This window comes from Pseudarthrobacter sulfonivorans (genome assembly GCF_014712225.1).
GTDB lineage: Bacteria > Actinomycetota > Actinomycetes > Actinomycetales > Micrococcaceae > Arthrobacter > Arthrobacter sulfonivorans.
The window spans coordinates 468861-495060 of the sequence record NZ_JACXBW010000001.1 but is presented as its reverse complement, the minus strand read 5'-3'; the positions used below and the strand labels follow the sequence as shown (position 1 = coordinate 495060).

Sequence of the window (26200 nt, the reverse complement as noted above, 5' to 3'; positions counted from 1 at the left end):
TCAAAGCCTCCATAGGAACACTCTGCCGCGAGGGTACGACAGTAATGATGGATTTGGTATGTGTTGCGGTGTGGCTCTGGGTTCTGACTGACGCCCTGCGAAGGTGGACATGACTTCATCATTGTCGCCGCCGTCGAGCTTCCCTTCCGCCGTGCCCGAGGAGCCCGCGAATGCCCCCTATCCACCCTCCGCGATCACCGAAACCGGGCCGTTGGAGACTACGTCCAGATCCTTGAGCGATGATCGCACCCTTGCTCTGCCGGACGCTGTGCGGCCCGGCGTTCTCCATCGGCGGGGAACATCCGGATCCCGGCGGTAGTTAACGCGATAGGACGAAAAATGAACACCTTATTTACAGCACTAGTAATCCCGGCCCGCACCGCAGAACCGGTTCGCGTCGAGCCGATCGAGGCCACTCTGAAGAACCTTCGGGAACTGGTTGAGGGCGATATTGAGTCGATCACGCGCGGCGACTGGCATGTCTACCTCAACGCCGAAGGTATGATCCGGAACCTTCCGTTGAACCTGCGCGCAGCGCAGCTAACCTATGATCGCGGACTCGACTTGGCCGGAGCCGCGCGCGGATGTGCCGTCTTCCTTGGAAATGATGAATACCGCGGGGAAACGGACGTGCCGGAGCATCTGGTCAGGCGAGCCGAGGAACTATTTGGGATGCCACTGGCCGCCTAACAGGGCTTCCGGAGAGTGTCTTTAGCCTTCCGGTGGCCAGCCATCAGCCGGGCTTGATGTTCTGATTGAGCCGGAAGAAGTTCGTGGGATCGTACTGGCGTTTGAGGGCCTTAAGCCTTTCGTACTTGGCGGCCCCGTATGCCTGCCTGACGCGCTCCTCGCCCTCCTCCATGAGAAAGTTCACGTAGACACCGGTGTGGTGGGGGGCCAGGGCGGACCAATAATCCCGGGCCCACTGGCGCTCGGCATCGAAACCATCTTCGGTCTTGCTGTTGCCGTTGATGTTGAACGTGAACCCGGCCTTGCGCCCGTTGAACGCCGTGGCGTCGTCGTCTATCCGCCCCACAGCCCCGCCCAGCTGCCACATGGCCACGCTGGTGACAGGCGAGGTAATGCGCAGGCCGTGTTCGGTGGCGATGTCGATGACGTCGTCGCTCAGCCCGGCTACGTCGCACGACCGGACGTAATACGACCAGCCGTGGGGGAACGACGGATCGAACATCTTCTGGTGCTCCAGGAACAGCTTTGGCCGGCAAAAATCGAGTACCGGCGACCCAAATTCCTTGAGCGGCCGCATGACCCGTTCGCCTTCCTCAACGGGTCCGGCATAGCAGGCGACGACGGACACAACGTGCCTGCCCACCAGCTCGGGCGGCACAATTGGCAGCGCCGGTGCCCTCCGCTGTACGACGGCGGTCATGAGCTCGTCGGGGCAGTTTCCGATCCAATCACGATAGAACCGCAGTACTTCCGGGGCGTCCTCCATGGCCCAAAAGACGGGCCCCGCCATCACCTGTGGACCCACCGGGACAAGCTGGAACTCGAAGTCGGTGACGATGCCGAAGTTCCCGCCACCGCCCCGCACACCCCAGAAAAGGTCGGCGTTATGTTCCTCGCTTGCCGTGACCAGCTCGCCGTCGGCGGTGATCAGGTCTACGGACAGCAGCTGGTCGATGGTGAGCCCGTGCTTGCGCATGATCCAGCCGATGCCGCCGCCCAGGGTAAGGCCCGCCACCCCGGTATGGGTAACGATTCCCGAGGGAACGGCCAGCCCGAACTCCTGCGTTTCGCGGTCAAGCTCACCAAGCAGTACGCCCGCCTGGACGCGTACCGTCCGCGCCTCGGGATCCACTCGAATACCCTTCATGAGACCGAGGTCAATCAGCATGCCGTCATCGCAAACGGACAATCCGGGAAAGCTGTGGCCGCCTCCGCGCACGGCGGTCAGCAGCCCCTGCGACCTGGCCAGCCTGATAGCGGCGCGAATGTCCGCGACTCCGGTGCAGCGGGCTATGACGGCGGGTCGGCGGTCAATCGATCCGTTCCACACCTTGCGGTGTTCGTCGTAGCCTGCATCACCGCGGCGGACGATTTCTCCCCGGAAGGTTGTCTGCAGTTCGTCGACAGCAGTACCGTCGATCTCCGTGCCTTGTGTCACTTGACTCACCGGCCTCTAGCTTTTTCCAGCAGAGTCCCACAGGTTCAGGAGCCTGACAAGGGGAATCTGGCAACGCGGACGGACGCGTAGACGGCCGGAGAAGCCGCGGCTAAAGGCGCCCGCCCTGCGGACTACTCCCAGCCGCGCCGGCTGTACTTCGAGCTGCGCCCGTACTTTGGCGTACCACCAGTTCCGGGGTAAAGATGACCGCCCTGTGGATAGGGCTTTCGGCTTCAGCTTCCTCCACCAAAAGCTCGATGGCGGTGCGTCCCAGCGCCTGTGTGGGTTGGCGGATCGAAGAGAGCGGCACGACGGCGGAGGCGGCGAAATCGATGTCGTCGTAACCGATCAGCGCAACGTCTTCCGGAATCCTCAACCTGTGCGTCATGGCAAGCGACTGCATCACGCCGAGGGCCAGCAGGTCATTGGCGCAGAAGATGCCGTCCGGCAACTGCCCCCGCTCCACCAGCATGTCGCCCACACTGCGGCCGGCCAAGACAGTCTGGCCGTCGGAATCAAGGAGTTCCAGGGTGGCGCCCGGTTCCTCTCCCACGGCGCGCTGCGCGCCCTGAAGGCGGTCTGCGATCTGGCGGATGGAAGCGGGGCCACCCACAAAGGCGAGCCGACGGCGGCCGGAGTCCAGCAGGTGCCGGGCAGCGAGGTAACCGCCGGCGTCGTCGTCCACTGAAACGGAGCTGTACTTGCTCTCGTCGGCGAGCCGGTCCACCAGGACGGTGGGGACGCCGCGTTCACGGAGCTGGTCAATACGGCCGGTGACGTCTCCGACAGGAACGATCAGCAGGCCCTGCACCCGCTGCTCCTGGAACAGGTCGATGTAGTTGGATTCCCGGCTCGCGTCGTGGCCGCTGTCTCCCAGCAGAACTGCACTGCCCAGGAGCGCGGCGGCATCTTCGGCAGCGCGCACTACCGCCGTGAAGAATGGATTGCCGACGTCGAGCACGATCAGCCCAATGGTTCTGCTGTGCCCCGCGCGCAGCTGCCGGGCGGCGTCGTTGCGGACGAACCCCAGCTCCTCGATGGCCTGCTGCACCCGCTCCTTGGTCCGGGGGGAAACCCTGTCCGGGTAATTGAGGACGTTGGACACTGTTCCCACAGCCACGCCGGCCTGATTGGCGACGTCCTTGATACTGGCTGAGCGATTCATGGTCCTCCGTGCTGATTTGGCGCGTGCATTACTTTTCCGGTTTCAGCGCCAGCCGCCGGCCCCGGTTGAGCGAGCTGGCAGGGAAGTTGCTTGACACCTACCTGGCTCAAGAGTACTTTGAATCGTACTAATGAAACGATTCAAAAACGAGGAAATTCAGGAGGAGTGCAGATGAGAGCGTGTTTCCGCTCGTCGGTCCAGCCGCAGCTGATCGGCGAATACCGACGGCGGCACTCGGCGGTGTGGCCGGAAATGCTGCGCGCACTCCAAGCGGCGGGGTGGCGCAACTATTCGCTGTTCCTCGGCGCGGACGGGCTCCTTATCGGCTACCTCGAGTGCGATGATTTCGATGCCGCCAAGGCGCGGATGACGCTGACGGACGTGAACGCGCGTTGGCAGGCCGAGATGGCGACTCTTTTTGACAATCCAGAGAATCCGGATCAGGCGCCCGACGAAGGCTTTCTGGTCCTTGAGGAAGTCTTTAACCTTGACGATCAGCTTGCGGCGGCGGCCACCAGCAGCTGACGCAGTGGGCCTTTGGGCGGCCCGTAAAGACCGCGGGACCAAAGATCACAGAACCAAAGATCACAGAACCAAAGACCACATCACACCGACCACAGCACGAAAGACCACATCACACCGACCACAGCACGAAAGACCAGGAAGAACCATCATGAATGACGTAGCAACGGCGCTGGGCAGGCTCGGGGAGCTTGCCATCGAGGTCCCTTCGTGGGCCTATGGAAATTCGGGGACGCGGTTTAAGGTGTTCGGCACGCCGGGCACGCCGCGGACGGTGCAGGAGAAGATCGCGGACGCCGCGAAGGTCCACGAGCTCACGGGTCTCGCTCCGACGGTGGCCCTGCATATTCCGTGGGACAAGGTGGACGACTACGCGGCCCTGAAGGAGTACGCGGCGGGCCTGGGCGTGGGCCTGGGCACCATCAACTCCAATACTTTCCAGGACGACGAGTACAAGTTCGGCTCCCTGACATCCTCGAACGAGTCCGTGCGGCGCCGGGCCATCGATCACCACCTGGACTGCATCGAGATCATGCACGCCACGGGATCGCAGGACCTGAAGATCTGGCTGGCGGACGGCACCAACTACCCAGGCCAGGACGATATGCGGGGCCGCCAGGACCGGCTGGCGGCGTCGCTGCAGGAGATCTACGCGGGCCTGGGCGAGGACCAGCGCCTGGTGCTGGAGTACAAGTTCTTCGAGCCGGCTTTTTACCACACCGATGTTCCGGACTGGGGCACGTCCTACGCGCAGACCCTGGCGTTGGGGGAGAAGGCACTGGTCTGTCTGGACACCGGCCACCACGCGCCGGGCACGAATATCGAGTTCATCGTGATGCAGTTGCTGCGCCTGGGCAAGCTGGGTTCCTTTGACTTCAACTCGCGCTTCTACGCCGACGATGACCTGATTGTGGGCGCAGCGGACCCGTTCCAGCTGTTCCGCATCATGTTCGAGGTCATCCGCGGCGGCGGGTTCGGGAAAGACAGCGGCGTGGCCCTGATGCTGGACCAGTGCCACAACCTGGAGGAGAAGATCCCCGGCCAGATCCGGTCGGTCCTGAATGTTCAGGAGATGACAGCCCGCGCCCTCATGGTGGACACCGCCGCGCTGGGCGAGGCGCAGCGCACCGGCGATGTCCTCGCCGCCAACGCCGTGTTCAACGACGCCTTCTACACCGACGTCCGGCCCATCCTGGCCGAATGGCGTGAAGCCCGAGGCCTGCCCGCGGATCCGATGGCCGCGTTCAAGGCCAGCGGCTACCAGAAACAGATCAACGAGGACCGCGCAGGCGGCCAGCAAGCCGGATGGGGCGCCTAAGCAATGAGTGCACAGAACAACAACACGCAGAGCACTGACACGCAGAATGCGGTCACGCAGACCATCGGTACGCAGGACGCAGCCACGCAGAACACAGCCAACTCGACTGTTGAAGACCTGATTGCCCGCTCCAACCGCCTCGGCGCCGACAAGCGGAACACGAACTTCGCAGGCGGCAACACCTCGGCCAAGGGCACGGAGAAGGACCCGGTGACGGGCGAGGACGTCCCGCTGCTCTGGGTCAAGGGCTCCGGCGGTGACCTGGGCACGCTGAAGGCGCAAAACCTCGCAGTGTTGCGACTGGACCGGCTGAACGCGCTGAAGAACGTCTACCCGGGCGTGGACCGCGAAGACGAGATGGTGGCCGCGTTTGATTACTGCCTGCACGGCAAGGGCGGTGCAGCGCCGTCGATCGATACCGCCATGCACGGCCTGGTGGACGCCGCACACGTGGACCACCTGCACCCGGACTCCGGCATCGCGATCGCCACCGCGGTGGACGGCGAGGCACTGACCACCAAGATCTTCGGCGACAAGGTCCTCTGGGTGCCCTGGCGCCGGCCCGGTTTCCAGCTGGGCCTGGACATCGCCGCGATCAAGGACGCCAACCCGCAGGCCATCGGCACCATCCTGGGCGGCCACGGCATCACCGCGTGGGGCGCCACGTCCGAAGAAGCCGAAGCCAACTCGCTCTGGATCATCGAACAGGCCGAGAAGTACATCGAGGACAACGGCAAGGCCGAGCCCTTCGGCGCGCAGCTGCCCGGTTACGGCGCGCTCCCCGAAGCCGAACGGAAAGCGAAAGCCGCCGCCCTCGCCCCGGTGATCCGCGGGCTGGCTTCCACGGACAGGCCGCAGCTGGGGCACTTCAGCGATGACGCCGTCGTCCTGGATTTCCTGGCAGCTGCCGAGCACCCGCGCCTGGGTGCGCTGGGCACGTCCTGCCCGGATCACTTCCTGCGCACCAAGGTCAAGCCGCTGATCCTGGACCTGCCGGCCGATGCCCCGGTCGAGGACTCGATCGCCCGGCTGAAGGAACTCCACACCGCCTACCGCGAGGACTATCAGGCCTACTACGACCGCCACGCGGTTCCGGCCAGCTCAACCACCGAGGCCTCGCCGGCCCTGCGCGGCGCGGACCCGGCCATTGTGCTGGTCCCGGGGGTGGGCATGTTCTCCTTCGGGGCGAACAAGCAGACCGCCAGGGTGGCCGGCGAGTTCTACCTCAACGCCATCAACGTGATGCGTGGCGCTGAGGCGATCTCCACGTACGCGGCGATCGAAGAATCCGAGAAGTTCCGGATCGAATACTGGTCACTCGAGGAGGCCAAGCTCGCCCGCCTGCCCAAGCCGAAGTCCCACGCGACGCGCATCGCGCTGGTGACCGGCGCCGCGTCCGGCATCGGCAAGGCGATTGCCACCCGGTTGGCGTCCGACGGCGCGTGCGTCGTCATTGCCGACCTGAACCTTGAGAACGCGCAGAAGGTCGCCGAAGAGCTGGGCGGCGCGGACGTCGCCATCGGTGTCCAGGCGGACGTGACCGACGAAGCCCAGGTCGCCGCCGCGATCCAGGAAGCCGTGCTGGCGTTCGGCGGGCTGGACCTGGTGGTCAACAACGCCGGCCTGTCCATTTCCAAGCCGCTGCTGGACACCACCGAAAAGGACTGGGACCTGCAGCACAACGTCATGGCCAAGGGTTCGTTCCTGGTGTCCAAGGCCGCAGCGAAGGTCATGATCGACCAGGACATGGGCGGCGACATCATCTACATCTCCTCCAAGAACTCGGTCTTCGCCGGCCCGAACAACATCGCCTACTCCGCCACCAAGGCCGACCAGGCACACCAGGTCCGGCTCCTCGCAGCCGAACTGGGCGAATACGGCATCCGCGTCAACGGCATCAACCCCGACGGTGTGGTCCGCGGCTCGGGTATCTTTGCCGGCGGCTGGGGCGCCAAACGCGCGGCGGTCTACGGCGTGGACGAGCAGGAACTGGGCAAGTACTACGCCCAGCGCACACTGCTCAAGCGCGAAGTCCTGCCCGAGCACGTGGCCAACGCCGCCGCCGTGCTCACCAGCGCCGAACTGTCCCACACCACCGGCCTCCACATCCCCGTGGACGCCGGCGTCGCCGCAGCCTTCCTCCGATGAGCGGCATTCCAAAAACTGATGCCGACGGCGGTGTGTTCGCCGCCGTCGATATCGGCGCGTCCTCCGGCCGCGTCATCCTCGGCCGGATCAAGGATGGAGCTGAACGCGGCGCCGAACTCGAGGTTGTGCACCGTTTCCCCAACGGTGTGGTGGAGCTCGACGGCGGCCTCCGCTGGGACTTCGACGCCCTGTTCGCCGAGGTCCTGACAGGTCTGGCTGCCGCGGCCCGCGTCGCCGGGGAGCGCGGCGAAACCGTCACCAGCATCGGGATCGACACCTGGGCGGTGGACTACGGCCTCGTCAACAAGGCGGGCGAACTGACGGCCCAGCCGTACAGTTACCGCGATGACCGCGGCCGCGCCGCCGTCGCAACCGTCCACCAAAAACTCGATCCGGCACGCCTCTACGGCGCCACCGGGCTGCAGTTCCTCCAGTTCAGCACGCTCTACCAGCTCGCCACCGAGACGGACCTGGACGGTGTGCAGGCGCTGCTCATCCCGGACCTGATCGCGTTCCTCCTGACGGGACAGCGCCGCACCGAAGCCACGAACGCCTCCACCACGGGGCTGTTCGACGCCGTCGCGGGGGAGTGGGCCACCGAATTGCTCACGGCCCTGGGCCTGCCCAAGGACCTGTTCCCGCCGCTGATCGAGCCCGGCGAAACCGTCGGCTCACTGTTGCCGGACATCGCGGCAAGGACCGGACTGGACCAGGCAACCAAGGTAGTGGCCGTCGGCTCGCACGACACCGCCTCCGCCGTCGCCGCCGTTCCCGCCGCGGCATCTGCGGCCAACGCGGAGACTTTCGCCTACATCTCCTCCGGCACCTGGTCACTCGTCGGGCTGGAACTGGAACATCCGGTCCTGACCGAAGCCAGCCGGGAAGCGAACTTCACCAACGAACGTGGCGTGGACGGGACCATCCGCTACCTACGCAATATGGGCGGGCTCTGGCTGCTCAGCGAATGCCAGCGCACCTGGGCCCAGGAAGGCTACACCTCGGAACTCAACGCCCTGCTGACCGCCGCCGCGGCACTGCCACCGGGCGGCCCGCAGATCAACCCGGACGATCCGTATTTCATCGCACCGGACAACATGCCCCAACGCATCCGCGCCGCCATCCGCCACACCGGCGACATCCTGCCCAACGACCCCGCAGCCATCACCCGTTGCATCATGGACAGCCTCGCCGCCGGTTACGCCAAAACCATCGTTGCCGCGGAACGCCTGGCCAAGTGCACCGTGGACGTCGTGCACATCGTGGGCGGCGGATCGCAGAACACGCTGCTCTGCCAACTCACCGCCGACGCAACAGGCAAACCTGTGATTGCCGGCCCGGTCGAGGCCACGGCGCTGGGCAACGTCCTCGTGCAAGCCCGGGCAGCTGGACGGGTCAGCGGCGGGCTCATGGATCTACGCCATTTGGTGGCGGCATCCCATCAGCTTCGGACGTTCGCGCCGCAGCTCGCGAAGTTATGAGCCGGGGGCTGCCACCGCGCGGTCGTATGACATAGGATCTCCTGAGGTATTCCAGACGAGACAGGACCGGCAAACCATGCCCCTCTTCGACCTGCCCCTTGAGCAGCTCCGCGGCTACACCTCAAGCGTCACAGCGCCCGCGGACCTGCGGGACTTCTGGGACGCAACCATCGAGGAAGCGCGCACATACCCGCTCGGGGCCACGTTCGAGCAGGTGGAAAACCACTTGTCCGTGATCGACACCTTCGACGTCACGTTCGCGGGCTTCGGCGGCGCGCCGATCAAGGGCTGGCTGCACCTCCCGGCGAACCGGCAGGCTGGGAGCCGGCTGCCCGTCGTCGTGCAGTACGTCGGTTACTCAGGCGGGCGCGGCCTGGTTAATCAGGACACGAAGTGGGCGCAGGCCGGCTACGCGCACTTCATGATGGACACCAGGGGCCAGGGATTCGGCGGGATCGTGGGCGAAACCCCGGACCCGCACCCGTCCGCGGGGGATGTGGCGTACGCCGGGCTCATGACGCGCGGTGCCGGCAGCCGCGAGGACTACTACTACCGGCGCGTCTACGTCGACGCCTTCCGCGCGGTGGAAGCTGCGCAATCCCACCCGGAGGTGGATGCGTTGCGCGTGGTCCTGGCGGGAATCAGCCAGGGCGGCGGCATTGTGGTGGCGGTCGCCGGGCTGGTAGCCGGAAGGCTCGACGGCGTCATAGCCGCGCTGCCCGACGTCCCGTTCCTGCAGGACTTTCCGCGGGCCATCGACATCGCACCCCGCGGGCCCTATCCGGAAATTGCTTCGTTCCTGGGCCGGCACCGGGACCGGTACGAGCCGATGCTGGCGGTCCTTAACTATTTCGACGGCGTCAACCTCGCCCGGGCGGCCACTGCGCCGGCCCTGTACTCCGTGGCGCTGATGGACGATGTTTGCCCGCCGTCTACTGTTTTCGCCAGTTTCAACGCCTACGGTTCGGGGCCAGGCAACTCGTCGGGGCCGGGGGCATCGACCGGGGCGGACAAGGAGATAGAGATCTACCGGTTCAACAACCACGAGGGCGGCCAGGAGCACCACTGGATCAAGCAGCTGCAGTACCTCCGCAAGCTCCTGGGGTGACCCGAACCGCCCAGTCAGCCCAACTAGGTAGCAGCAGATGTCGGTTTGAGGCTTCAAAACGACATCTACTGCTACCTAGTTGGGGCCAGCGAGGGCGGCGGTGCTCCCGGGGCCGGGTGTTACGCCTCGATTTTGCGGAGCCCGGAGCGGGCCGTTATGGTGTGCCTATGACAAACCGTTGGTATGCGTATTTTTCGTTGGCTCTGGAGGAGCCCGCGTCTAACTGACACGCATCCAACTTCCTTCAGAGCCAACAGGGCAGAGATCATTCTCTGCCCTTCGCCATTTCTCCGGCGGGTTCTGATCTGGGCCCGCTTCCTATCTGGAACAGGACCCCGAGCATGAGCCCCGCAACAGCCACTCCCGCAAAATCCACGTCCAACCTGCGCGTCAGCGAATTCACGCCGCTGCCCACGCCGGCGGAGCTCATCGCCGAGCTGCCGCTGGACGCCAGGGTGACCGACGTCGTCGAACGCGGCCGCGATGAGGTCCGCGCCATCATGGACGGCGTGGACGACCGCCTGCTGGTCATCGTTGGCCCCTGCTCCATCCACGACCCCAAGGCCGGCCTGGAATACGCCCGCCGGCTGGTCAGCCAGGCCGAAAAGCACAAGGAAGACCTGCTGATCGTGATGCGGACTTACTTCGAGAAGCCCCGCACCACGGTTGGCTGGAAGGGCCTGATCAACGATCCCCGCCTGGACGGCAGCCACGACATGGTCACCGGGCTCCGGACCGCCCGGCAGTTCCTGCAGCAGGTCACCGCGCTGGGTCTGCCCACCGCCACCGAATTCCTCGAGCCCATCAGCCCGCAGTACATGGCGGACCTGATCTCGTGGGGAGCCATCGGAGCCCGCACCACCGAGAGCCAGATCCACCGCCAGCTTGCGTCGGGGCTGTCCATGCCCATCGGATTCAAGAACGGGACCGACGGCGACCTCCAGGTTGCGGTCGACGCATGCGGCGCCGCCGCGGCGGCCCAGGCTTTCCTGGGCATAGACGGCGACGGCCGCGCTGCGCTGGTGGCCACCGCCGGGAATCCTGACACGCACGTCATCCTCCGCGGCGGACGCAAGGGACCCAACTACTCGGCGGCCGACGTCGAAAGCGCCTCTGCCAAGCTCGGGAGTAAAGGCCTCAACCCCCGCCTCATCGTCGACGCCAGCCACGCGAACAGCGGAAAGAGCCACCACCGGCAGGCTGAGGTGGCGCTGGAAATCGGTGCCCAGCTCGAAGAAGGCGGACACGCGGCACAGGCCGTCGCCGGTGTCATGCTGGAAAGCTTCCTTGTGGGCGGCGCGCAAAACCTGGATGTTGCCCAGCACGCCGCGGGCACGTCCGGGCTGGTGTACGGGCAGAGCGTGACCGACGCGTGTATGGAATGGGACGTCTCGGTATCGGTGCTGGACCAGCTCGCGGCGTCTGCCCGGAAACGCCGTATTGCCTAGCGATTACCCCGAATGACTTTCACTACAGCCCCATGAACCTCTAGAGTATCTATCACATGGTTGGTGGATGGCTCAGCATCGGCACACCGCAATGGAACACAGCTGGGGTTAGTCGTCATCCGTCAGCAAAGGAATAGGGAAATGTCCGCAGAACAGAACTTCTCGAACGCGAAGTTCCTGACCGTGGCCGAAGTGGCCGAGGTCATGCGCGTCTCCAAAATGACCGTCTACCGGCTGGTTCATTCCGGCGAAATGCCCGCGGTGCGTTTCGGCCGGTCGTATCGGGTGCCGGAAAGTGCCGTCGAACAGTACCTCAAGGGCGCTGTAGTGGACGGGCACACCGAGACGGCCTAAGCACCGTTTCGGCTTATGGGACGGCTACGGTCAGTGGCCGCCGCAAAGAAGCGGTACCCTGTTAAGGAACGTTTTACGTCATTGTAAGAATCTGTCAGTTGTTTTCGTCTGTAGCTCTGTCCACGGACTTTTTCCATCAGACAGGTACTGCATCTAGTTTGTGAGGAACTTTCGTGGGTTCAGTTATTAAGAAGCGTCGCAAGCGTATGGCCAAGAAGAAGCACCGCAAGCTGCTTCGCAAGACCCGTCACCAGCGCCGCAATAAGAAGTAGAGATACTTCGCAAGCGTGAAATGCCCGTTGCCTTCCCGGCAGCGGGCATTTTTGTTTGCCTGGGCCCAACTAGGTAGCAGCAGATGTCGTTATGAGCGCTCATAACGACATCTGCTGCTACCTAGATGCGGGGGCCGCGGAAGCGGGCGAAGCCCTTCCAGAGTCCGTAGACAACGCCGCCGGCTGTTGCCGCCTTGAGGCCGAGGGTGGCGGCGCGCCGGCCGGAGCGGAAATCGTAGACCGGCCAGTTGTGGTCCCGGGCGTGGCTGCGCAGCTTGGAATCGGGGTTGATGGCCACTGGGTGCCCGACGAGGGTCAGCAGCGGGATGTCGTTGTAGGAGTCGCTGTAGGCCCAGCACCGCTTGAGGTCCAGCCCTTCGGCGTCGGCCAGCTCCTGGACTGCCACAGCCTTGGCTGAGCCGTGCAGGATGTCACCCACCAGCCGGCCGGTGTACATGCCGTCGGCAACCTCGCCAACAGTGCCCAGAGCCCCGGTGAGGCCCAGGCGGGTGGAGATGACCGTGGCCACTTCGATGGGGGTGGCCGTGACCAGCCAGACACGCCGTCCGACGCGCAGGTGCTGCTGCGCCAGGGCCTTCGCTCCGGGCCAGATCCTGGAGGCGATCATTTCGTCGTACACTTCTTCGCCCAGTGCCCTGATGTCGTCCACCGTGATGCCAGCTGCGAGGGTAAGCGCCGAATCGCGGACTGCATGGACATCGTCCATGTTCTCCCCGCGGGCCACGAATTTGAACTGCTTCCATGCGAACCCGGCAGCCTGCACCAGGGTAAAAGCGCCGCGCTGGTGCATCTTGCGGGCGACATGGAAAAGGCTTGCGCCCTTCATGAGGGTGTTGTCGACGTCGAAGAAGGCCGCATCGCTGGTCTGCATCACCGCATCCGGCTGGGTGACTACAGCGACGTACTTCTCCTCGGGCATGTCCACGAGTCTAGTCAATAGTCGGCCTCGCAGATTCCAGCGCAGGGGCTGGCGGGACAGTGCGCAGCGCTGGCCGCACCTAAAGGGCTATACGGTTAATGCATGGCAAAACCGGAGGTAGTCCTTATCACCAAAGCAGACTGTCACCTGTGCGCAGACGCGCGCGACGCCGTCGAACGGGTTACATCCGCGTTGGGACTTGGGTGGACGGAGCAGCAAGTTGACGAGCTGCCCGAACTGCGTGAACAGTACGCCGAGGAAATCCCGGTAGTGCTGGTGAACGGCGTCCAGCGCGACTTCTGGAAGATCGACGAAGCTCGCTTGGAGCGCGTCCTCCAACGTGCCTTGGGCCACTAGGCAACCGATTGCACAACATGACGCCGGCTTTGTTGGCAACGGTGGCGGGGATCTAGAGTGGAGTCACAACGCGAGGCAATGGAGGGGAAAGTGAGTTCGCTGGATTCATCTCCCCGCGCCGTGGACGGTACAGAGGCGGCGCCGACGGGGGAGATCGCCAAACAGATTCCGCCCGCTGCAGTGGCGAGACTGACCATCTACCTCCGCGCCCTGAACACGTTGTTGGCCGACGGCGTTGAGCGCGTCTCCTCGGAGTCCCTGGCGGAAGCCTCGGGCGTCAGCTCCTCGACCCTCCGCAAAGACCTGTCCTATGTGGGCTCCTACGGCACGCGCGGCGTCGGCTACGAAGTGCAGTACCTTAGCCGCCACATCTCCGCTGCCCTCGGCCTGACCCACGATTGGAAGGTTGCCATTGTTGGCGCCGGCAACCTGGGCAAGGCCTTGGCCCGCTATGGCGGCTTTGAATCCCGGGGCTTCGACGTGGTGGCAATTTTCGACGCCGACCAGCTCGTGGTGGGAAACGAGGTGGGCTGGCTGCGTGTCAGCGATGTCGCGGACCTGGAAACAGTGCTTCACCGAACTGGCGCCAACATGGTGGTCCTGGCGCTGCCGGCGGCGGTGGCGCAGGCGGTGTGCGACCGCGTGGTGGCAGCCGGCGTCCACAGCATCCTGAGCTTTGCTCCCGTCATGCTGCAGGTCCCCGACGGCGTCAACCTCCGCAAGGTGGACATGGCCACCGAACTGCAGATCCTGGCCTACCACGCACAACGGGCGCAGACCCCGGACCAGACCGCCTAGGCTGTCGCTCGGCGGCTGGTGGAGTCCACGCCCGTTGAGGTGTGGGCTACTGCGTGGAAGCTACTGCCCGTACGGGTTACCCGGGGTGGTGTAAGGGCTGGCAAACGGCTGCTGCTTGCGGAAGTAAGGAGCGGTGGCTGGCAGGTACAGCAGAACGATCGCCGCAATGCCTGCCAGAGTTCCCAAGGTCCCGATGTTCGGCACCTGGAAGAGGCTTAGAACGGAAAGGGCGGCGAACACGGTGCCGAGGATCCTGGCCCAGTTTTTACCCTTGCGGATGAAGAAGGCCACCAGCAGGTACATCCCGGCCCCCAGGATGGCCAGGACCACCAACATTCCGGCGAGGGCGCTCTTGAAATCCTCGTAGTTGAACTCAGTGCCGGTACCGCCACTGCTGCGCATGGCATCCTCGAAGGTACTGCGCATCATCGGGTCGTCGAGCATCGTGATGCCCATGAGCATGGAAATGACAAACACCGCAGCGGCGCCGATCAGGAGCCAGAACGAGATATTCACCAGCTGCGGAACGCCATTGGAGCCGGTGGCCTGCGGCTTTTCCGAGGGGTATTGGGCGTAGGGGGACTGTCCGTACGGCTGCTGGCCGTAGGCCGGGGGATTCGGCTGGCCGAGCTGCGGAGGATTCTGCCCGTACTGCGGTGCCTGCGGGGCGTTCTGGCCATACTGTGGGGCGTTCTGCCCATATTGCGGTGCCTGCGGTGCGTTCTGCCCGTACTGCGGTGCGTTCTGGCCGTACTGTGGGGCAGCGGGTGAATTCTGCCCATACTGCGGTGTGTTCTGGCCTGGCTGCGGGCTGTTATCACCATGGCGGGGTGCCGTCGGCTGGCTGCCGGGCTCAGGCTCGTTCGGGACGGGAGGCGGGACTGGTGTGCTCATGAGCTGTCCTTTGCAGGTTGGAAGTCAGTTCGGCTGCTGGGTGCAGTTCACTGGCCCTGCCCCCCAGTACGGCTTACTTCAACCGTACCCCCAGGCCGTCCCACGGCGAGTCATTCCAAAGAGGTATTCCCGCCTGCGCCGGACGCCGGAAGCCTGCGCCGGAAGCCTGCGCCGGAAGCCTGCACCGGGAGCCTGCGCCGGAAGCCGGAAGGGAGCCGCCGGACCTGCCGGAACTCCCGGGCGGACAGCTGGGACCCTGCCCGAAGCGGATCGCCTAAGCGCGGCCCTTGACCGCGGTGAACCATGCCTGCGAGTTGGGAAGCCACATCAGGACTGTTGCGGCGGCGCTGATCAGGAATCCCAGCCAGTTGTTGCCGATGCCTTCCCCAACACTGCCGCTGATAAACGCCAGGACCAGTGAGACGCCGGCAACGATGGTGAGCGCCAGCCGGGCCCACTCCTTGCCTTCCTTCATCTTCAGGGCGAGGACAATCTGGGCGGCGGCCAGGGCGAGTGCCACCAGAACCAGAAGGAGTAGCAACGCGGCCAATCCCGGGGCGACGGTGAACAGGGCCAGGGTGGCAAGCAGGCCGAAGAAGCCGCCGAGAACGCCCAGCATGCCGCCGATAAGCCAGATCCAGTAGGAGACCTTGAGCTCGGTGGGCAGCCCGGTCACGCTGAACATGCCGGAAAGACCACCTTTGGGCATGGCGTCGTTGAAGCTGCGTGGACCGTCAGTGGGCATCTGGAACTGGAATCCACCCGGCTGCTGATAACCCGGCACGGGCTGCTGATAACCCTGGCCCTGTTGGCCGTACGGCGGGACCGGCTGGCCGGGCTGCGGATAGTCCTGCTGCGGCGGCTGCTGGCCCTGCGGGTCAGGGTAACCCTGCGGCGGCTCGTAGCCGGCGGGAGGAACGTTGCCGGCAGGCGGCTGGGCGCCGGGCTGCTGGGGCTGCGGGACTTCACTAGGGTTGCTCATGGCTCTCACTGTAGACGGCGTGCCCTGCTGGATCTAGGAACTAAACACGGCGTTAAACACCGCGCGCCCGGCCGCCGGGATCGGGGTGCGATCCTGACGGCCGGGCGCCGCGCTGTCAGCTACTGACGAACGCTCTCAGCTGCTGAAGAAAACTAGGCTGCGGGGGCGATGAACGCCAGCTCCAGGTTGATGGCAACCTTGTCGCTGACCAGCACGCCGCCGGCGTCGAGCACTGCGTTCCAGGTCAGGCCGAAGTCCTTGCGGCTGATGGTGGTCTCGGCGGAAACGCCTGCACGGGTCATGCCGAACGGGTCAACGGCCACGCCGTTGAACTCGGTCTCCAGGGTGACCGGACGGGTGATGCCCTTGATGGTGAGGTCCCCGGTCAGCTCGTAGCTGTCGCCGGCAGCCACCAGGCCGTTGGAAACGAAGGAGATCTCCGGGAACTTCTCGACGTCGAAGAAGTCCTCGCCGCGGACGTGGCCGTCGCGGTTGGCGTCGCCGGAGTCGAAGCTGGCCGTCTGGATGGTGGCGCTGATCTTGGAATCGGCCACGTTGTCGGCGAGGTCCAGGGTGGCTGCTGCATCCTTGAACTGGCCGCGGACCTTGCTGATGCCGGCGTGGCGAACGGTGAAGCCGATTTCGCTGTGTGAGTTGTCGAGGGTCCAGGTGCCGGTGGTGACGTCTGCGGGAAGAGCCATGGTGTTTCTCCTTGGGTTTGTCGGGTGGTACTTCCGGATAGGTCGATCATTGAAATATCAACTATCCGCTGCCTTTACTATAAGCATGCATTTGCATGTTTTGTTCCGCGTTACGGAACTTTTTCCCTTAGTTTCATTTCTACGGAATGTAGAAGATTTCGGATCGCACGCCATCTTTGAGAAACTGGTACACATGCCCCACGCAACTGTCCATCTGCTCCGCCACGGCGAGGTCCATAATCCCCACGGCGTTCTGTACGGACGGCTGCCCGAATTCCACCTCTCAGAGCTGGGCCGGGAAATGGCGCAGACCCTTGCCGCGCACTTCGCTGAGCGCGCCGCCGAGGGCGCCCGGATCGTCTACCTGGCAGCGTCGCCGCTGGTCAGGGCCCAAGAAACTGCTGCCCCCACCGCCGAGGCGCTGCACCTTGAGATCCACACGGACGAGCGCATCATCGAGGCGGAAAACTACTTCCAGGGCATGAAGGTCACCAAGGCCGAGCTCCGCAAGCCGAAGCACTGGCCGCATCTGGTCAACCCGCTGCGGCCTTCCTGGGGCGAGCCCTACAAGGCGCAGGCTGCACGCGTCCGCGCCGCCGTCGATGATGCCAGGCTCAGGGCCATCGAACTTGCCGGCGGGGACTGCGGAACCAATGGCCCCGAGGCCATCATGGTCAGCCACCAGCTCCCCATTTGGGCCACCCGCCTCAGTGCTGAAGGCCGCCCGCTGTGGCATGACCCGCGCAAACGCGAGTGCACGCTGACATCCATCACCTCCCTGGTGTTCGACGACGACGGCTCCCTCCTGCGCGTTGAGTACAGTGAGCCCGCTGCCGCCCTTCTTCCCGGTGCCGCCACCACCCCGGGGGCGTGAGATGAGAAACACCCCGCGCCCGATGTCCCGCCGTGCCGTTCTCGCCGCCGGCGGCGCCGCCCTGACCGCCCTCACCCTGGGTCTCTCCGCCTGCGCGCAGGAGGACGCCCTCGCCAAGCAGGCCAAGGCCGGCGACAACAAGAACTACATCGCCGGGGACGGCTCCGTGACGGAATTCGCGGCAGGAGACCGCAAGTCCGCCATCGCCGTCAACGGCACCCTGTTCAACGGCACCACCGTCACCCCCGAAGATTTCCAGGGCAAGGTGACGGTGCTGAACTTCTGGTTCGCGGCGTGCGCGCCGTGCCGGGTGGAAGCGCCCATCCTGGAAGAACTTCACCAGGAGTTCAAGGACCAGGGCGTGCAGTTCTTCGGCGTCAACCTCCGCGACGAAAAAGCCACGGCCGAGGCCTTCGACAAGACCTTCAACCTGACCTATCCCAGCTTCGACGACAAAAACGGCGGCGTGCTCCTGGCGGTGTCCGGGATTGTCCCGCCGGGGGCGGTCCCCACCACGCTGGTCCTGGATAAGCAGGGCCGGGTAGCCTCACGCGTGCTCGGCGAAATCCAGAAGGGCACCCTTAAAGCCCTCATTACCGCCGCTGTGGCAGAGTAGCGGCGGCCCCGGACCGTGAACAGCCCCTTCGCTGAAACCATCCTGAACGGCTCGCTGCTGCTTGCCATTCCGGTGGCCCTGCTCGCCGGCCTGGTGTCCTTCCTCTCGCCCTGCGTGCTGCCCCTGGTGCCCGGCTACCTTGGCTACGTGACCGGCCTGAGCGGGGTGGACCTGCAAAAGCAGAAGCGCGGCCGGATGTTCGCGGGCATCGGGTTGTTCGTGCTGGGTTTCTCGGTGATTTTTGTACTGCTGGGCGGCGCCTTCGGCCAACTCGGCACCCTGATCACAGGCTCCCAGAACGCCTGGATCACCCAGTTCCTGGGGATCCTGGTGATCATCATGGGTGTGGTGTTCATGGGCGGCCTCGGTTGGCTGCAGCGGGACGCCAAGATCCACGCGAAACCGCCGGCCGGCCTGTGGGGGGCGCCCCTGCTGGGCCTCACGTTCGGCCTGGGCTGGGCCCCGTGCATCGGCCCCACCTACTCCGCGGTCCAGCTGCTGAGCCTGTCCGGCGGTTCGTCCGCAGCCAAGGGCGCCTTCCTGGCGTTCGTCTACAGCCTGGGCCTGGGCATCCCGTTCCTGCTGATTGCCCTCGCCGTCCGTCGGGGCATGGGCGTGATGTCCTTTTTCCGCCAGCACCGCCTTGCCATCCAGCGGATCGGCGGCGGCATCCTGGTGGTGCTCGGCCTGCTGATGGCCAGCGGCGTCTGGGGTACCTGGGTCACCGAACTGCAGTACTGGTTCCAAACTGATGTGAAGTTGCCGATCTGATGAGCGAGCGCGTGAAAGCAAACAAGAAGTCCCCGGCCCCCGTAGCCGCTGCCAAGGCTGAAGCGGCACTCCCCGCCCTGGGGCCCCTGGGCATGCTGCGCTGGGCCTGGACCCAGCTGACCAGCATGCGCACGGCGCTGTTCCTCCTGCTGCTGCTGGCAGTTGCCGCGGTGCCCGGTTCACTGTTCCCGCAGCGCCCGGCCAACCCCTTTGTGGTGACCCAGTACATCAAGGACAACGGGGACTACGGAAAACTGCTGGACACCCTGCAGCTCTTCGACGTGTACTCCTCGGCGTGGTTCTCGGCCATCTACATCCTCCTTTTCATCTCGCTGATCGGCTGCGTGGTGCCGCGCGCCATCGCCCACTACAAGGCCATGCGCTCGCAGCCGCCGCGGACCCCCAAAAGGCTCTCCCGCCTCCCCGAGTACGGCACCCTGGTGGTGCCCGCCGACGCCGGCCTCCCGGCGTCGGACGCCATCAACAGTGCCGCGGGGCTGCTCCGGAAGCGCGGCTACCGCGTTGAGGTGAGGGACGACGACGGCGCGCGGCCGTCTTTGGGTGCCGAGCGCGGCTTCGCCAAGGAGGTGGGGAACCTGGTGTTCCACACCTCGCTGATCGGCGTGCTGGTATCCGTGGCCATCGGCGGCCTGTTCGGCTACAGCGGCCAGCGCATCCTCGTTGAGGGCGACACGTTCGTGAACACCCTGGTGGGCTACGACCAGTTCACCCCCGGCACGAACTTCCAGTCCAGCCAGCTGCAGCCCTACTCCATCCAGCTGGACAAATTCGACGTGACCTTCGACCGCGAATCCCCGGGCAAGTTCGGCCAGCCCATCGACTTCAACGCCCAGGTCACCACCAAGGAAACGCCGGACGCGCCCGCAAAGCAGGAAACCCTTAAAGTCAACGACCCCGTCACCCTGGGCGGCACCAGCATCTATCTCACCGGCAACGGCTACGCCCCCGTGGTGACCATCCGCGACGGCGCCGGCAACGTGGCCATGCAGGGTCCCGTGGTGGCCAAGCTCCAGGGCGAGAACTACTACTCCTCCGTGGTCATCAAGGTCCCCGATGCCCGGCCGGAGCAGCTGGGCTTCGTCGGGTTCTTCCTGCCCACCGCGTTCATCACCGACGCGGGTATTTCCTTCAGCGGTGATCCGGACCTCTTCAACCCGCAGCTGACCCTGAACTCCTATTTCGGGGATCTGGGCCTTGATAACGGTGCACCGCAGAACGTCTTCGAACTGGACGTCAAGGACCTCACCCCGCTGAACAACCGCAACCTGGCCGCCGGCGGCATCACCCTGGCACCCGGCAGCACCTACACCCTGCCCGACGGCAAGGGCAGCATCAGCTTCGACGGCGTGAAGCGGTACGTCGGTGTGGACATCCACCACAACCCCGGCCAGGTTTCCGCCCTGATCTTCGCCCTGCTGGCCGTGGCAGGACTCATCGTCTCGCTGTACGTCAACCGCCGCCGCGTCTGGGTTCGCACCGGGACGCATGCGGACGGCCGGACCATGGTGGAGTACGGCCTCCTGGCGCGCGGTGAGGACCACCGACTGGCCGCCGAGGCGCAGTCCATCCGTAAGCTCCTTACGGAAGAGTGGCAGCTTGCGGCCGACGACGGCGACGCAGGTGGCGGCTCCGACGCGGGTGTCTCCGACCCGGGTGTTTCCGACCCGGCCGGCGCCGCCGATTCCGTCCCCACCCAGCAAACTCCCAGCCGCCAGGGTCATAATGGCGCAGACTCCGTCACCATCCCCACCGGTTCCGCCGGACCCACAAAGGACCAGTAATGCCTTTCGTCATCAACGAAACCATGGGCGCATACAGCGAACTGCTGATGCTGCTCGCCGCCGGTACCTATACCGTGGCCTTCATCGCCTTCGCCTGGGATTTGGCCAAGAGCAGCAAGGTCCTGCGCGCCGTCGACCTCAAGGCGGCGGAGGCTGCAGGGACTGTAGCCGGGACCAAGGTTCCGGTGGCGGCCGGAGTAGGTGCGTCCGCCGGCACTTCCCTTGACGCCGGCGCGGGAGCGAACCGTGTGGATTCGCACCTGGCCGGGCCAGCCGGACGGGCTGAACGGCCGTCGTCGTCCGCTGCCAAGCAGGCCGGAGCGGGCTCCGCTGCAGGGCGGACCGCCGACGCCGACATGCGCTACGCAGGAGAACGCCGGGTTCCGGCCCGGGTGGCTGTCGCCCTGACCGTTCTCGGTGTCCTGATCCACGGTGCCGGCGTTGTCACCCGCGCCCTGGGTGCCGGCCGCGTGCCGTGGGGCAACATGTACGAGTTCCTCACCACGGGCGCCTTTGTGGCGGTGGCCGTGTTCCTGCTGGTCCTGATCCGCCGCGACCTGCGGTTCCTGGGCACGTTCGTGGTGGGGCTGGCGATCATCATGCTGGTGGCCGCTTCCGTTGCTTACTGGACCCCGGTAGGCCACCTCGTCCCGGCCCTGCAGAGCTACTGGCTGGTCATCCATGTCTCCATCGCCGTGATGTCCTCGGCGCTGTTCACCCTGACTTTTGCCATGTCCGCGCTGCAGTTGGTCCAGTCCCACCGGCAAAAGACCATTGCCGGCGGGGGAGCCGACAAGCTTGGCTTCATGCGCCTGGTGCCGTCGGCCCTCAGCCTGGAGAACCTGTCCTACCGAATCAACGCCATCGCTTTCATCGGCTGGACCTTCACCCTCATGTTCGGCGCCATCTGGGCCGAGAAAGCCTGGGGCCGTTTCTGGGGCTGGGATACCAAGGAAGTATGGACGTTCGTTATCTGGGTGGTCTACGCCGGCTACCTCCACGCCCGTGCCACCCGCGGGTGGACCGGGACCCGGGCTGCCTGGCTGTCGATTGTCGGGTACCTCTGTGTCGTCTTCAACTTCACGATAGTTAACCAGTTCTTCAACGGCCTGCACTCCTACTCGGGCCTCTGAGCAGGAGTTTCTTGCGCGCGGTCCCTTACGGCGGCCGGGTGATTCGCCAATCGGTGTACAAATGAGGCTGTCGCCCGGCAGACGGTGATGCTACCTTGGTTGAAGCTCGTCCGTGATGAAGCTCGCGGACCGGCCAGCTGCGTTCTTCAGAGGTACCCATGAGTTACGTTCTCGCCATTGATGTCGGGACCAGTTTCACTGCCGCCGCCATTGCCAAGAATGACCAGGGCGCCCAGTCAGTTCCGGAGAGCCTGCCGTTGGGGCTCCGCGGTACGTCGGTCCCGTCTGTGGTGTACTACCCCGAAGAGGGCCCCGTCCTGGTGGGGGAGGCTGCAGAGCGCCGCGGCCTGGACGATCCGGGCCGGGTGGTGCGTGAGTTCAAACGCCGGATCGGTGACAGCGTCCCCCTGGCCGTGGGCGCGCTCTCACTGCAGGCTGAAGACATCTTTGCCACCATGGCCCAGTGGGTTGTGGACAGGGCCGGAGAACGCGAGGGCGCCCCGCCGTCGGAAATCATCGTCTCGCACCCTGCGGCCTGGGGCGGACACCGCACCTCGGCGGTCCTGGCAGCACTCGCCGCCAGGGGACTGCACAACGTCACGCTCATCAGCGAACCGGAAGCGGCGGCACTGCACTATGCCTCCCAGGTGCGTGTGGAGGACGGCAGCACCATCGCCGTTTACGACCTCGGCGGGGGAACTTTTGACACGGCAGTCCTGCGGAAGGACGGCAACGGCCGCTTCGAATTCCTGGGCAGCCCGGAAGGCATCGAAGGGCTCGGCGGCGCCGACTTCGACGCCGAGGTGTTCCGCCACGTCGCAGCGCACACGGGCGAAGCCTTGGCAGCCCTTGACCCGGAAGAGCCTGGTGCCCTGGCGGCGCTGGCCCGGCTTAAGCGTGAATGCGTGGAGGCGAAGGAAGCGCTCTCAGCCGACAGCGAGGCGAGCATTTCGGTTTTCCTGCCCGGCGCGCAGCAGCAGGTGCGGCTGGTCCGTTCCGAGTTTGAGGCGATGATCGACGAGCCTATCCGCGAAACCGTGGAGGCCCTCGAACGGTCCTTGGAACAACTTGACCTGGAGCCGGCTGACCTGACCGCGGTTCTCCTGATAGGTGGTTCGTCAAGGATTCCCTTGGTGGCGCAGCTGATCTCGGAACAGCTGGACCGGCCCATCGCCGTGGACGCCGATCCCAAATCTTCCATCTGCCTCGGCGCGGCAGTGGCTGCGCTCCGGGCCGCTGCGGCCGCTGTGGCAGCGCCCGCTGAGACCGGTGATGGGGTCCCTGAAATCCCCGCGCCGGCAGATGTAGCTGTTGGGCCGCACGGCGATGACCGCCGTGCCAGCTGGTCCCGGAAATCCGCGGCAGCGTTTGGCTCCTTGACTGGCACCGACGCTGCCGCCGCCGCCGGCGACGGTGCCAGGGGCGTTGCCGCGAGCCATACACATGCCGGCGGCCGCGCCCACACGACGAGGGGCGGAGCACATGCCCCTCGGCCGGCCATACGGCTGACGGCAGTGGCCGCCGGGGCCGCCCTGTTCACCATCCTGACCGCCACCGCGGCGGGGAGCCCTGAGGGTCTGGGAAACCTCAGCGCGATGTTCGCTCCGCCGGCCGCGCCAGCCGAGGCCGCTCCGGGCGGCGGTGGCCCGGCGGAGGCTCCTGCCGCAGCCCCGGGCGAGGCGCAGGAGCCCGTGATAGGCATCGAGGCAAGCGCGAAGCCTGCGGATACTTCTGCCAGTTCCGCCGGGCTCGACGCGGCTGCCTCTCCCACCAGCAAGCCCTCCGAGTCGGCATCACCCCCGCCCGGCCCGACGCCGGGCGGTGGGGCAGCAGGGTCCACGCCAGGCGGGGCGGGGACATCAAGTGATCCCGCCCAGGTGGCCGCGCCGGGAACGCCCGGGACGCCCACGACGGATGCACCTGCGACGACCCCAGCCGCGGGACCGCCGCCTGCGACGACCCCGCCTGCCACGACGCCGCCGGTGGAGCAGCCGCCTACCACGACCCCGCCGGTGGAGCCGCCGCCTGCCACGACGCCGCCGGTGGAGCCCCCGCCTGCCACGACGCCGCCGGTGGAACCGCCGCCTGTAACGACGCCGCCTGCCACGACGCCGCCTGCAACGACGGAACCTGGTCCCGAGACGAGCGCGGCGCCTGCGCCCGAGACGAGCGCGGCGTCGCCCGCGCCGGCCACTGATCCGACGACACTTCCGGCAGGGTGACGCATGGTACCCCGCCAGACCGCGTCGGCACAGGAAGTGACAGCGCCCGCCAACCCCCAGCGTGTGGCCGACCAGCTCCACGCGGAAAACGCCGTAGTCAGGGAACTCCTGCTGGCATTGTCGGTGGGATTCACCCTCCCCGGACCGTTGCCGCAGGAACTTGAGCGCAGGGTCGCCGACGGTGAGGTGGAGAGCCTCGAAGCCTTGGTGGCCCGGGCTGAATCGTCCGGGCTTCTCAACGCCGACGGCACTGTGGTGGGGACCGCCCAACACGCCCTTTTGACGTCTACGCCCACTCCACGGGTGCATGCACTGCAGCGCGAACTCGTGGGCCGGTTCGCTGCGGACGGCCGTCCCCTCGGCGAATTTGCGCGCGAGCTGGCCCGGAGCGGGTTGGCGGACCGCCGCGTTGCAGCCGAGCTCGAAAAAGCCGGAGACAGGGCATTGGAGCACAATCCGGGCCTGGCCTCCCAGCTGTACGGCGAGGCCCTTCTCGCGGGGGCTGATGAGCTGGGCACCGCGGCCCGCCGCGCCCAGGCAGCTTCGGCCACGGGGGACCTGGATGCTGCCGGACGGATCATCGATGGGCTGCTCATGAGCCCTGATCCTCCTGACCTCCGTCTCGGAGTGGATGTGGCGGCCGCTGTCTGGGCGCAGCGGGGCATGCTGGCACGCGGTGCCGACGTGTACACCTGGTTGGGCCCGGCAAGGGTAGGGCCGTCCGGCCCGGCTGCCGCGGTTGCGATGATCGGCTGCGGGAACCGTTCGGGTGCGGAGGCAATGTTCCCGGCCGGCTCTGCAGCGGAATCGCCGACACTCCTGGCCGTGGCACAAGCGCAGACAGCCCATGGCATTGTGGAATCGTTGTCCGGGGATCCGCATCAAGGACTTCCCACCCTCATCCACGCGTCGGACATGCTGAACGCGTCGGGAGCAGCACTGCCCGTTCCGGAGACACCCGGTGCCCTGGCGGCGCTTGTGGCCCTGCACAGCGGCGAACCGCACCTCGCGGAAACCATTGCGCGGGCCGCGGCTGCGGCGGGCCAGGGAGGCGATTCGGCCAAGCCCCGGCTTTTCCTGCTCCAGGCGTGGTCGGCCATGCAACAGGACAACCCCGACGAGGCCAGACTCGCCATCAACGAGGCTTCCAAAGCTAACCATTGGCCGTTGGTGCCCCGTGACGAGTTCCTCTGCGCGGCTTTGGAAGTGGGCCTGGCCCGCAGGAGCGGTGAAGTCCACGACCTGGTACTGGCCTGGGAACGCGCCCGCGAGGCAATGCTGCACACCACTGTTGACCTGTACAGCCTGCTGCCGTGGGGGGAACTGATGATCACCGCTGCCCGGCTGAGGGAAACCAGGCGCGTCTCGCACTACCTTGACGAAGCGTGGAAGCTTTTGCGGGACCTGGGGGAGCCGCCGCTATGGTCCCTGCCCCTGCACTGGGCTGCGGTCCAAGCAGCCCTGCTGAATGAGAGTCCCAGCGACCTGGCCCCCCACGCCTCAGCGTTGGTCCGGGCGGCAGACCATAGCCATCTTGCGTCGCGGCTGGCTGCTGCGGGCAAAGCATGGGTATCGGTCCTTGCCGGAAAGTTCCAGGCTGCGGACGTGGAGGCTGCCGCCCGGGGGCTGAACGCCGTCGGAATGCCCTGGGAGGGGGCACGACTGGCCGGCCACGCCGCAGCACGGGCAGATGAGCGCAAGGACATGGTGCGCCTCCTGTCCTGCGCCCGGGACCTCCATCCCCAGGGAAACTCGTCCGTGCCGAGCCCCAACGGGCAGCCGGAGGTCCGCAGCGGACGTCCCGCGGACCAGGTCAACGGCACCGGCCAGCCCGATGCCTCGATCCTGAGTGAACGCGAAAAAGAGGTGGCACGGCTGGTGCTGGAAGGCAAAACCTACCGCGAAATCGGGGAAACAATCTACATCTCCCCGCGGACCGCCGAGCACCATATCGCCCGGATGCGCCGCCGATTGGGCGCTGAAAACCGCTCGGATCTCCTGGTCAGGCTGAGGCTTGCCCTGGGACCCGATGCCCCCCAGCATGAGTGATCCCCTAATACCCCTAACGGCACGGGAACCGGACCCCCGGCAGGGGCTCCGCCGGTAGGGGGAAACGACCCGATGCCCGGTCCAGGGGCGGGACCTTACGTTTGATTCACGCCCGGCAGT

General features: G+C 65.8%; 24 protein-coding genes. 18 read left to right on the top strand and 6 right to left on the bottom strand.

Annotated features, from left to right (window positions below; genetic code table 11):
* The first annotated feature begins 339 nt into the window (after positions 1 to 339).
* Positions 340 to 690: a DUF3846 domain-containing protein gene (locus tag IAQ70_RS02310; RefSeq protein ID WP_190987663.1), complete on the top strand. Its 351-nt coding sequence runs from the start codon at positions 340 to 342 to the stop codon at positions 688 to 690.
* A 43-nt stretch (positions 691 to 733) separates the two neighbouring features.
* Here IAQ70_RS02310 and IAQ70_RS02305 read toward each other — a convergent pair whose 3' ends face one another.
* Entirely contained in the window at positions 734 to 2137 is a 1404-nt protein-coding gene (locus IAQ70_RS02305; RefSeq protein ID WP_317983555.1) for an FAD-binding oxidoreductase, read from the bottom strand.
* 100 nt (positions 2138 to 2237) lie between these two features.
* Positions 2238 to 3293: a LacI family DNA-binding transcriptional regulator gene (locus IAQ70_RS02300; protein WP_190987662.1), complete on the bottom strand. Its 1056-nt coding sequence runs from the start codon at positions 3291 to 3293 to the stop codon at positions 2238 to 2240.
* A 171-nt stretch (positions 3294 to 3464) separates the two neighbouring features.
* On the opposite strand from IAQ70_RS02300, the gene IAQ70_RS02295 reads away from it, so the two are divergent.
* From IAQ70_RS02295 to IAQ70_RS02260, 8 genes are all read left to right on the top strand, one after another.
* Positions 3465 to 3818: an L-rhamnose mutarotase gene (locus IAQ70_RS02295; protein ID WP_190987661.1), complete on the top strand. Its 354-nt coding sequence runs from the start codon at positions 3465 to 3467 to the stop codon at positions 3816 to 3818.
* A 148-nt stretch (positions 3819 to 3966) separates the two neighbouring features.
* Positions 3967 to 5133, top strand: coding sequence for an L-rhamnose isomerase (rhaI, locus tag IAQ70_RS02290; RefSeq protein WP_190987660.1), 1167 nt, complete (start codon positions 3967 to 3969; stop codon positions 5131 to 5133).
* Between the two features lie 3 nt (positions 5134 to 5136).
* A complete protein-coding gene (locus IAQ70_RS02285) occupies positions 5137 to 7281 on the top strand; it encodes a bifunctional aldolase/short-chain dehydrogenase (protein WP_223858615.1) in 2145 nt (714 codons plus the stop codon).
* Entirely contained in the window at positions 7278 to 8759 is a 1482-nt protein-coding gene (locus IAQ70_RS02280) for a rhamnulokinase (RefSeq protein ID WP_190987659.1), read from the top strand. Before IAQ70_RS02285 ends, IAQ70_RS02280 begins: the two co-directional genes overlap by 4 nt.
* Positions 8760 to 8835: 76 nt before the next feature.
* Positions 8836 to 9867, top strand: a complete 1032-nt coding sequence (locus IAQ70_RS02275) for an acetylxylan esterase (RefSeq protein WP_190987658.1) — start codon at positions 8836 to 8838, stop codon at positions 9865 to 9867.
* A gap of 341 nt (positions 9868 to 10208) precedes the next feature.
* Positions 10209 to 11315 (top strand): 3-deoxy-7-phosphoheptulonate synthase, encoded by a 1107-nt coding sequence (locus IAQ70_RS02270; protein WP_190987657.1) that lies wholly within the window; start codon positions 10209 to 10211, stop codon positions 11313 to 11315.
* Positions 11316 to 11456: 141 nt separating this feature from the next.
* On the top strand, positions 11457 to 11669 hold the full coding sequence (locus IAQ70_RS02265; protein ID WP_190987656.1) for a helix-turn-helix domain-containing protein: 213 nt from the start codon (positions 11457 to 11459) through the stop codon (positions 11667 to 11669).
* A gap of 173 nt (positions 11670 to 11842) precedes the next feature.
* A complete protein-coding gene (locus IAQ70_RS02260; RefSeq protein WP_003792170.1) occupies positions 11843 to 11941 on the top strand; it encodes a 30S ribosomal protein bS22 in 99 nt (32 codons plus the stop codon).
* A gap of 121 nt (positions 11942 to 12062) precedes the next feature.
* Here the strand turns inward: IAQ70_RS02260 and IAQ70_RS02255 are convergent, their stop codons facing one another.
* Complete coding sequence (locus tag IAQ70_RS02255) at positions 12063 to 12881, bottom strand: HAD family hydrolase (protein ID WP_190987702.1); 819 nt, start codon at positions 12879 to 12881, stop codon at positions 12063 to 12065.
* Between the two features lie 102 nt (positions 12882 to 12983).
* Between IAQ70_RS02255 and IAQ70_RS02250 the strand changes: the two genes are divergently transcribed.
* Together IAQ70_RS02250 and IAQ70_RS02245 are read left to right on the top strand one after the other, a co-directional pair.
* Positions 12984 to 13238 carry a glutaredoxin family protein gene (locus tag IAQ70_RS02250; RefSeq protein WP_190987655.1) on the top strand — a complete coding sequence of 85 codons (255 nt, stop codon included), beginning with the start codon at positions 12984 to 12986 and terminating at the stop codon, positions 13236 to 13238.
* Between the two features lie 90 nt (positions 13239 to 13328).
* Positions 13329 to 14036 carry a redox-sensing transcriptional repressor Rex gene (locus IAQ70_RS02245; protein ID WP_190987654.1) on the top strand — a complete coding sequence of 236 codons (708 nt, stop codon included), beginning with the start codon at positions 13329 to 13331 and terminating at the stop codon, positions 14034 to 14036.
* 60 nt (positions 14037 to 14096) lie between these two features.
* Here the strand turns inward: IAQ70_RS02245 and IAQ70_RS02240 are convergent, their stop codons facing one another.
* From IAQ70_RS02240 to IAQ70_RS02230, 3 genes are all read right to left on the bottom strand, one after another.
* Positions 14097 to 14930: a Yip1 family protein gene (locus tag IAQ70_RS02240; protein WP_190987653.1), complete on the bottom strand. Its 834-nt coding sequence runs from the start codon at positions 14928 to 14930 to the stop codon at positions 14097 to 14099.
* 274 nt (positions 14931 to 15204) lie between these two features.
* Positions 15205 to 15912 (bottom strand): hypothetical protein, encoded by a 708-nt coding sequence (locus tag IAQ70_RS22570; protein WP_223858611.1) that lies wholly within the window; start codon positions 15910 to 15912, stop codon positions 15205 to 15207.
* 152 nt (positions 15913 to 16064) lie between these two features.
* Positions 16065 to 16613, bottom strand: coding sequence for a YceI family protein (locus IAQ70_RS02230; protein WP_190987652.1), 549 nt, complete (start codon positions 16611 to 16613; stop codon positions 16065 to 16067).
* A 193-nt stretch (positions 16614 to 16806) separates the two neighbouring features.
* On the opposite strand from IAQ70_RS02230, the gene IAQ70_RS02225 reads away from it, so the two are divergent.
* The 7 genes from IAQ70_RS02225 (at position 16807) to IAQ70_RS02195 (ending at position 26080) form a co-directional block, all read left to right on the top strand.
* A complete protein-coding gene (locus IAQ70_RS02225) occupies positions 16807 to 17487 on the top strand; it encodes a histidine phosphatase family protein (RefSeq protein WP_190987651.1) in 681 nt (226 codons plus the stop codon).
* A 1-nt stretch (position 17488) separates the two neighbouring features.
* Positions 17489 to 18103 (top strand): TlpA family protein disulfide reductase, encoded by a 615-nt coding sequence (locus IAQ70_RS02220; RefSeq protein WP_190987650.1) that lies wholly within the window; start codon positions 17489 to 17491, stop codon positions 18101 to 18103.
* A gap of 15 nt (positions 18104 to 18118) precedes the next feature.
* A complete protein-coding gene (locus IAQ70_RS02215) occupies positions 18119 to 18874 on the top strand; it encodes a cytochrome c biogenesis CcdA family protein (RefSeq protein WP_190987649.1) in 756 nt (251 codons plus the stop codon).
* On the top strand, positions 18874 to 20676 hold the full coding sequence (resB, locus tag IAQ70_RS02210) for a cytochrome c biogenesis protein ResB (RefSeq protein ID WP_190987648.1): 1803 nt from the start codon (positions 18874 to 18876) through the stop codon (positions 20674 to 20676). Before IAQ70_RS02215 ends, resB begins: the two co-directional genes overlap by 1 nt.
* Complete coding sequence (ccsB, locus tag IAQ70_RS02205) at positions 20676 to 21809, top strand: c-type cytochrome biogenesis protein CcsB (RefSeq protein ID WP_190987647.1); 1134 nt, start codon at positions 20676 to 20678, stop codon at positions 21807 to 21809. The genes resB and ccsB overlap by 1 nt, the downstream gene beginning before the upstream one ends.
* Positions 21810 to 21967: 158 nt before the next feature.
* Positions 21968 to 24031, top strand: coding sequence for an Hsp70 family protein (locus IAQ70_RS02200; RefSeq protein WP_190987646.1), 2064 nt, complete (start codon positions 21968 to 21970; stop codon positions 24029 to 24031).
* Positions 24032 to 24034: 3 nt separating this feature from the next.
* Positions 24035 to 26080 carry a LuxR C-terminal-related transcriptional regulator gene (locus IAQ70_RS02195; RefSeq protein ID WP_190987645.1) on the top strand — a complete coding sequence of 682 codons (2046 nt, stop codon included), beginning with the start codon at positions 24035 to 24037 and terminating at the stop codon, positions 26078 to 26080.
* The last annotated feature ends 120 nt before the right edge of the window (positions 26081 to 26200 follow it).

What these genes read in the sequence shown, in the direction of transcription:
- IAQ70_RS02240 (WP_190987653.1), bottom strand. Translation starts at nt 14,930, where the DNA reads ATGAGCACACCAGTCCCGCCTCCCGTCCCGAACGAGCCTGAGCCCGGC.
- resB (WP_190987648.1), top strand. Translation starts at nt 18,874, where the DNA reads ATGAGCGAGCGCGTGAAAGCAAACAAGAAGTCCCCGGCCCCCGTAGCC.
- rhaI (WP_190987660.1), top strand. Translation starts at nt 3,967, where the DNA reads ATGAATGACGTAGCAACGGCGCTGGGCAGGCTCGGGGAGCTTGCCATC.
- IAQ70_RS02200 (WP_190987646.1), top strand. Translation starts at nt 21,968, where the DNA reads ATGAGTTACGTTCTCGCCATTGATGTCGGGACCAGTTTCACTGCCGCC.
- IAQ70_RS02280 (WP_190987659.1), top strand. Translation starts at nt 7,278, where the DNA reads ATGAGCGGCATTCCAAAAACTGATGCCGACGGCGGTGTGTTCGCCGCC.
- IAQ70_RS02275 (WP_190987658.1), top strand. Translation starts at nt 8,836, where the DNA reads ATGCCCCTCTTCGACCTGCCCCTTGAGCAGCTCCGCGGCTACACCTCA.
- ccsB (WP_190987647.1), top strand. Translation starts at nt 20,676, where the DNA reads ATGCCTTTCGTCATCAACGAAACCATGGGCGCATACAGCGAACTGCTG.
- IAQ70_RS02265 (WP_190987656.1), top strand. Translation starts at nt 11,457, where the DNA reads ATGTCCGCAGAACAGAACTTCTCGAACGCGAAGTTCCTGACCGTGGCC.
- IAQ70_RS02195 (WP_190987645.1), top strand. Translation starts at nt 24,035, where the DNA reads ATGGTACCCCGCCAGACCGCGTCGGCACAGGAAGTGACAGCGCCCGCC.
- IAQ70_RS02310 (WP_190987663.1), top strand. Translation starts at nt 340, where the DNA reads ATGAACACCTTATTTACAGCACTAGTAATCCCGGCCCGCACCGCAGAA.
- IAQ70_RS02255 (WP_190987702.1), bottom strand. Translation starts at nt 12,881, where the DNA reads ATGCCCGAGGAGAAGTACGTCGCTGTAGTCACCCAGCCGGATGCGGTG.
- IAQ70_RS02300 (WP_190987662.1), bottom strand. Translation starts at nt 3,293, where the DNA reads ATGAATCGCTCAGCCAGTATCAAGGACGTCGCCAATCAGGCCGGCGTG.
- IAQ70_RS02230 (WP_190987652.1), bottom strand. Translation starts at nt 16,613, where the DNA reads ATGGCTCTTCCCGCAGACGTCACCACCGGCACCTGGACCCTCGACAAC.
- IAQ70_RS02220 (WP_190987650.1), top strand. Translation starts at nt 17,489, where the DNA reads ATGAGAAACACCCCGCGCCCGATGTCCCGCCGTGCCGTTCTCGCCGCC.
- IAQ70_RS02225 (WP_190987651.1), top strand. Translation starts at nt 16,807, where the DNA reads ATGCCCCACGCAACTGTCCATCTGCTCCGCCACGGCGAGGTCCATAAT.
- IAQ70_RS02295 (WP_190987661.1), top strand. Translation starts at nt 3,465, where the DNA reads ATGAGAGCGTGTTTCCGCTCGTCGGTCCAGCCGCAGCTGATCGGCGAA.
- IAQ70_RS02270 (WP_190987657.1), top strand. Translation starts at nt 10,209, where the DNA reads ATGAGCCCCGCAACAGCCACTCCCGCAAAATCCACGTCCAACCTGCGC.
- IAQ70_RS22570 (WP_223858611.1), bottom strand. Translation starts at nt 15,912, where the DNA reads ATGAGCAACCCTAGTGAAGTCCCGCAGCCCCAGCAGCCCGGCGCCCAG.
- IAQ70_RS02285 (WP_223858615.1), top strand. Translation starts at nt 5,137, where the DNA reads ATGAGTGCACAGAACAACAACACGCAGAGCACTGACACGCAGAATGCG.
- IAQ70_RS02250 (WP_190987655.1), top strand. Translation starts at nt 12,984, where the DNA reads ATGGCAAAACCGGAGGTAGTCCTTATCACCAAAGCAGACTGTCACCTG.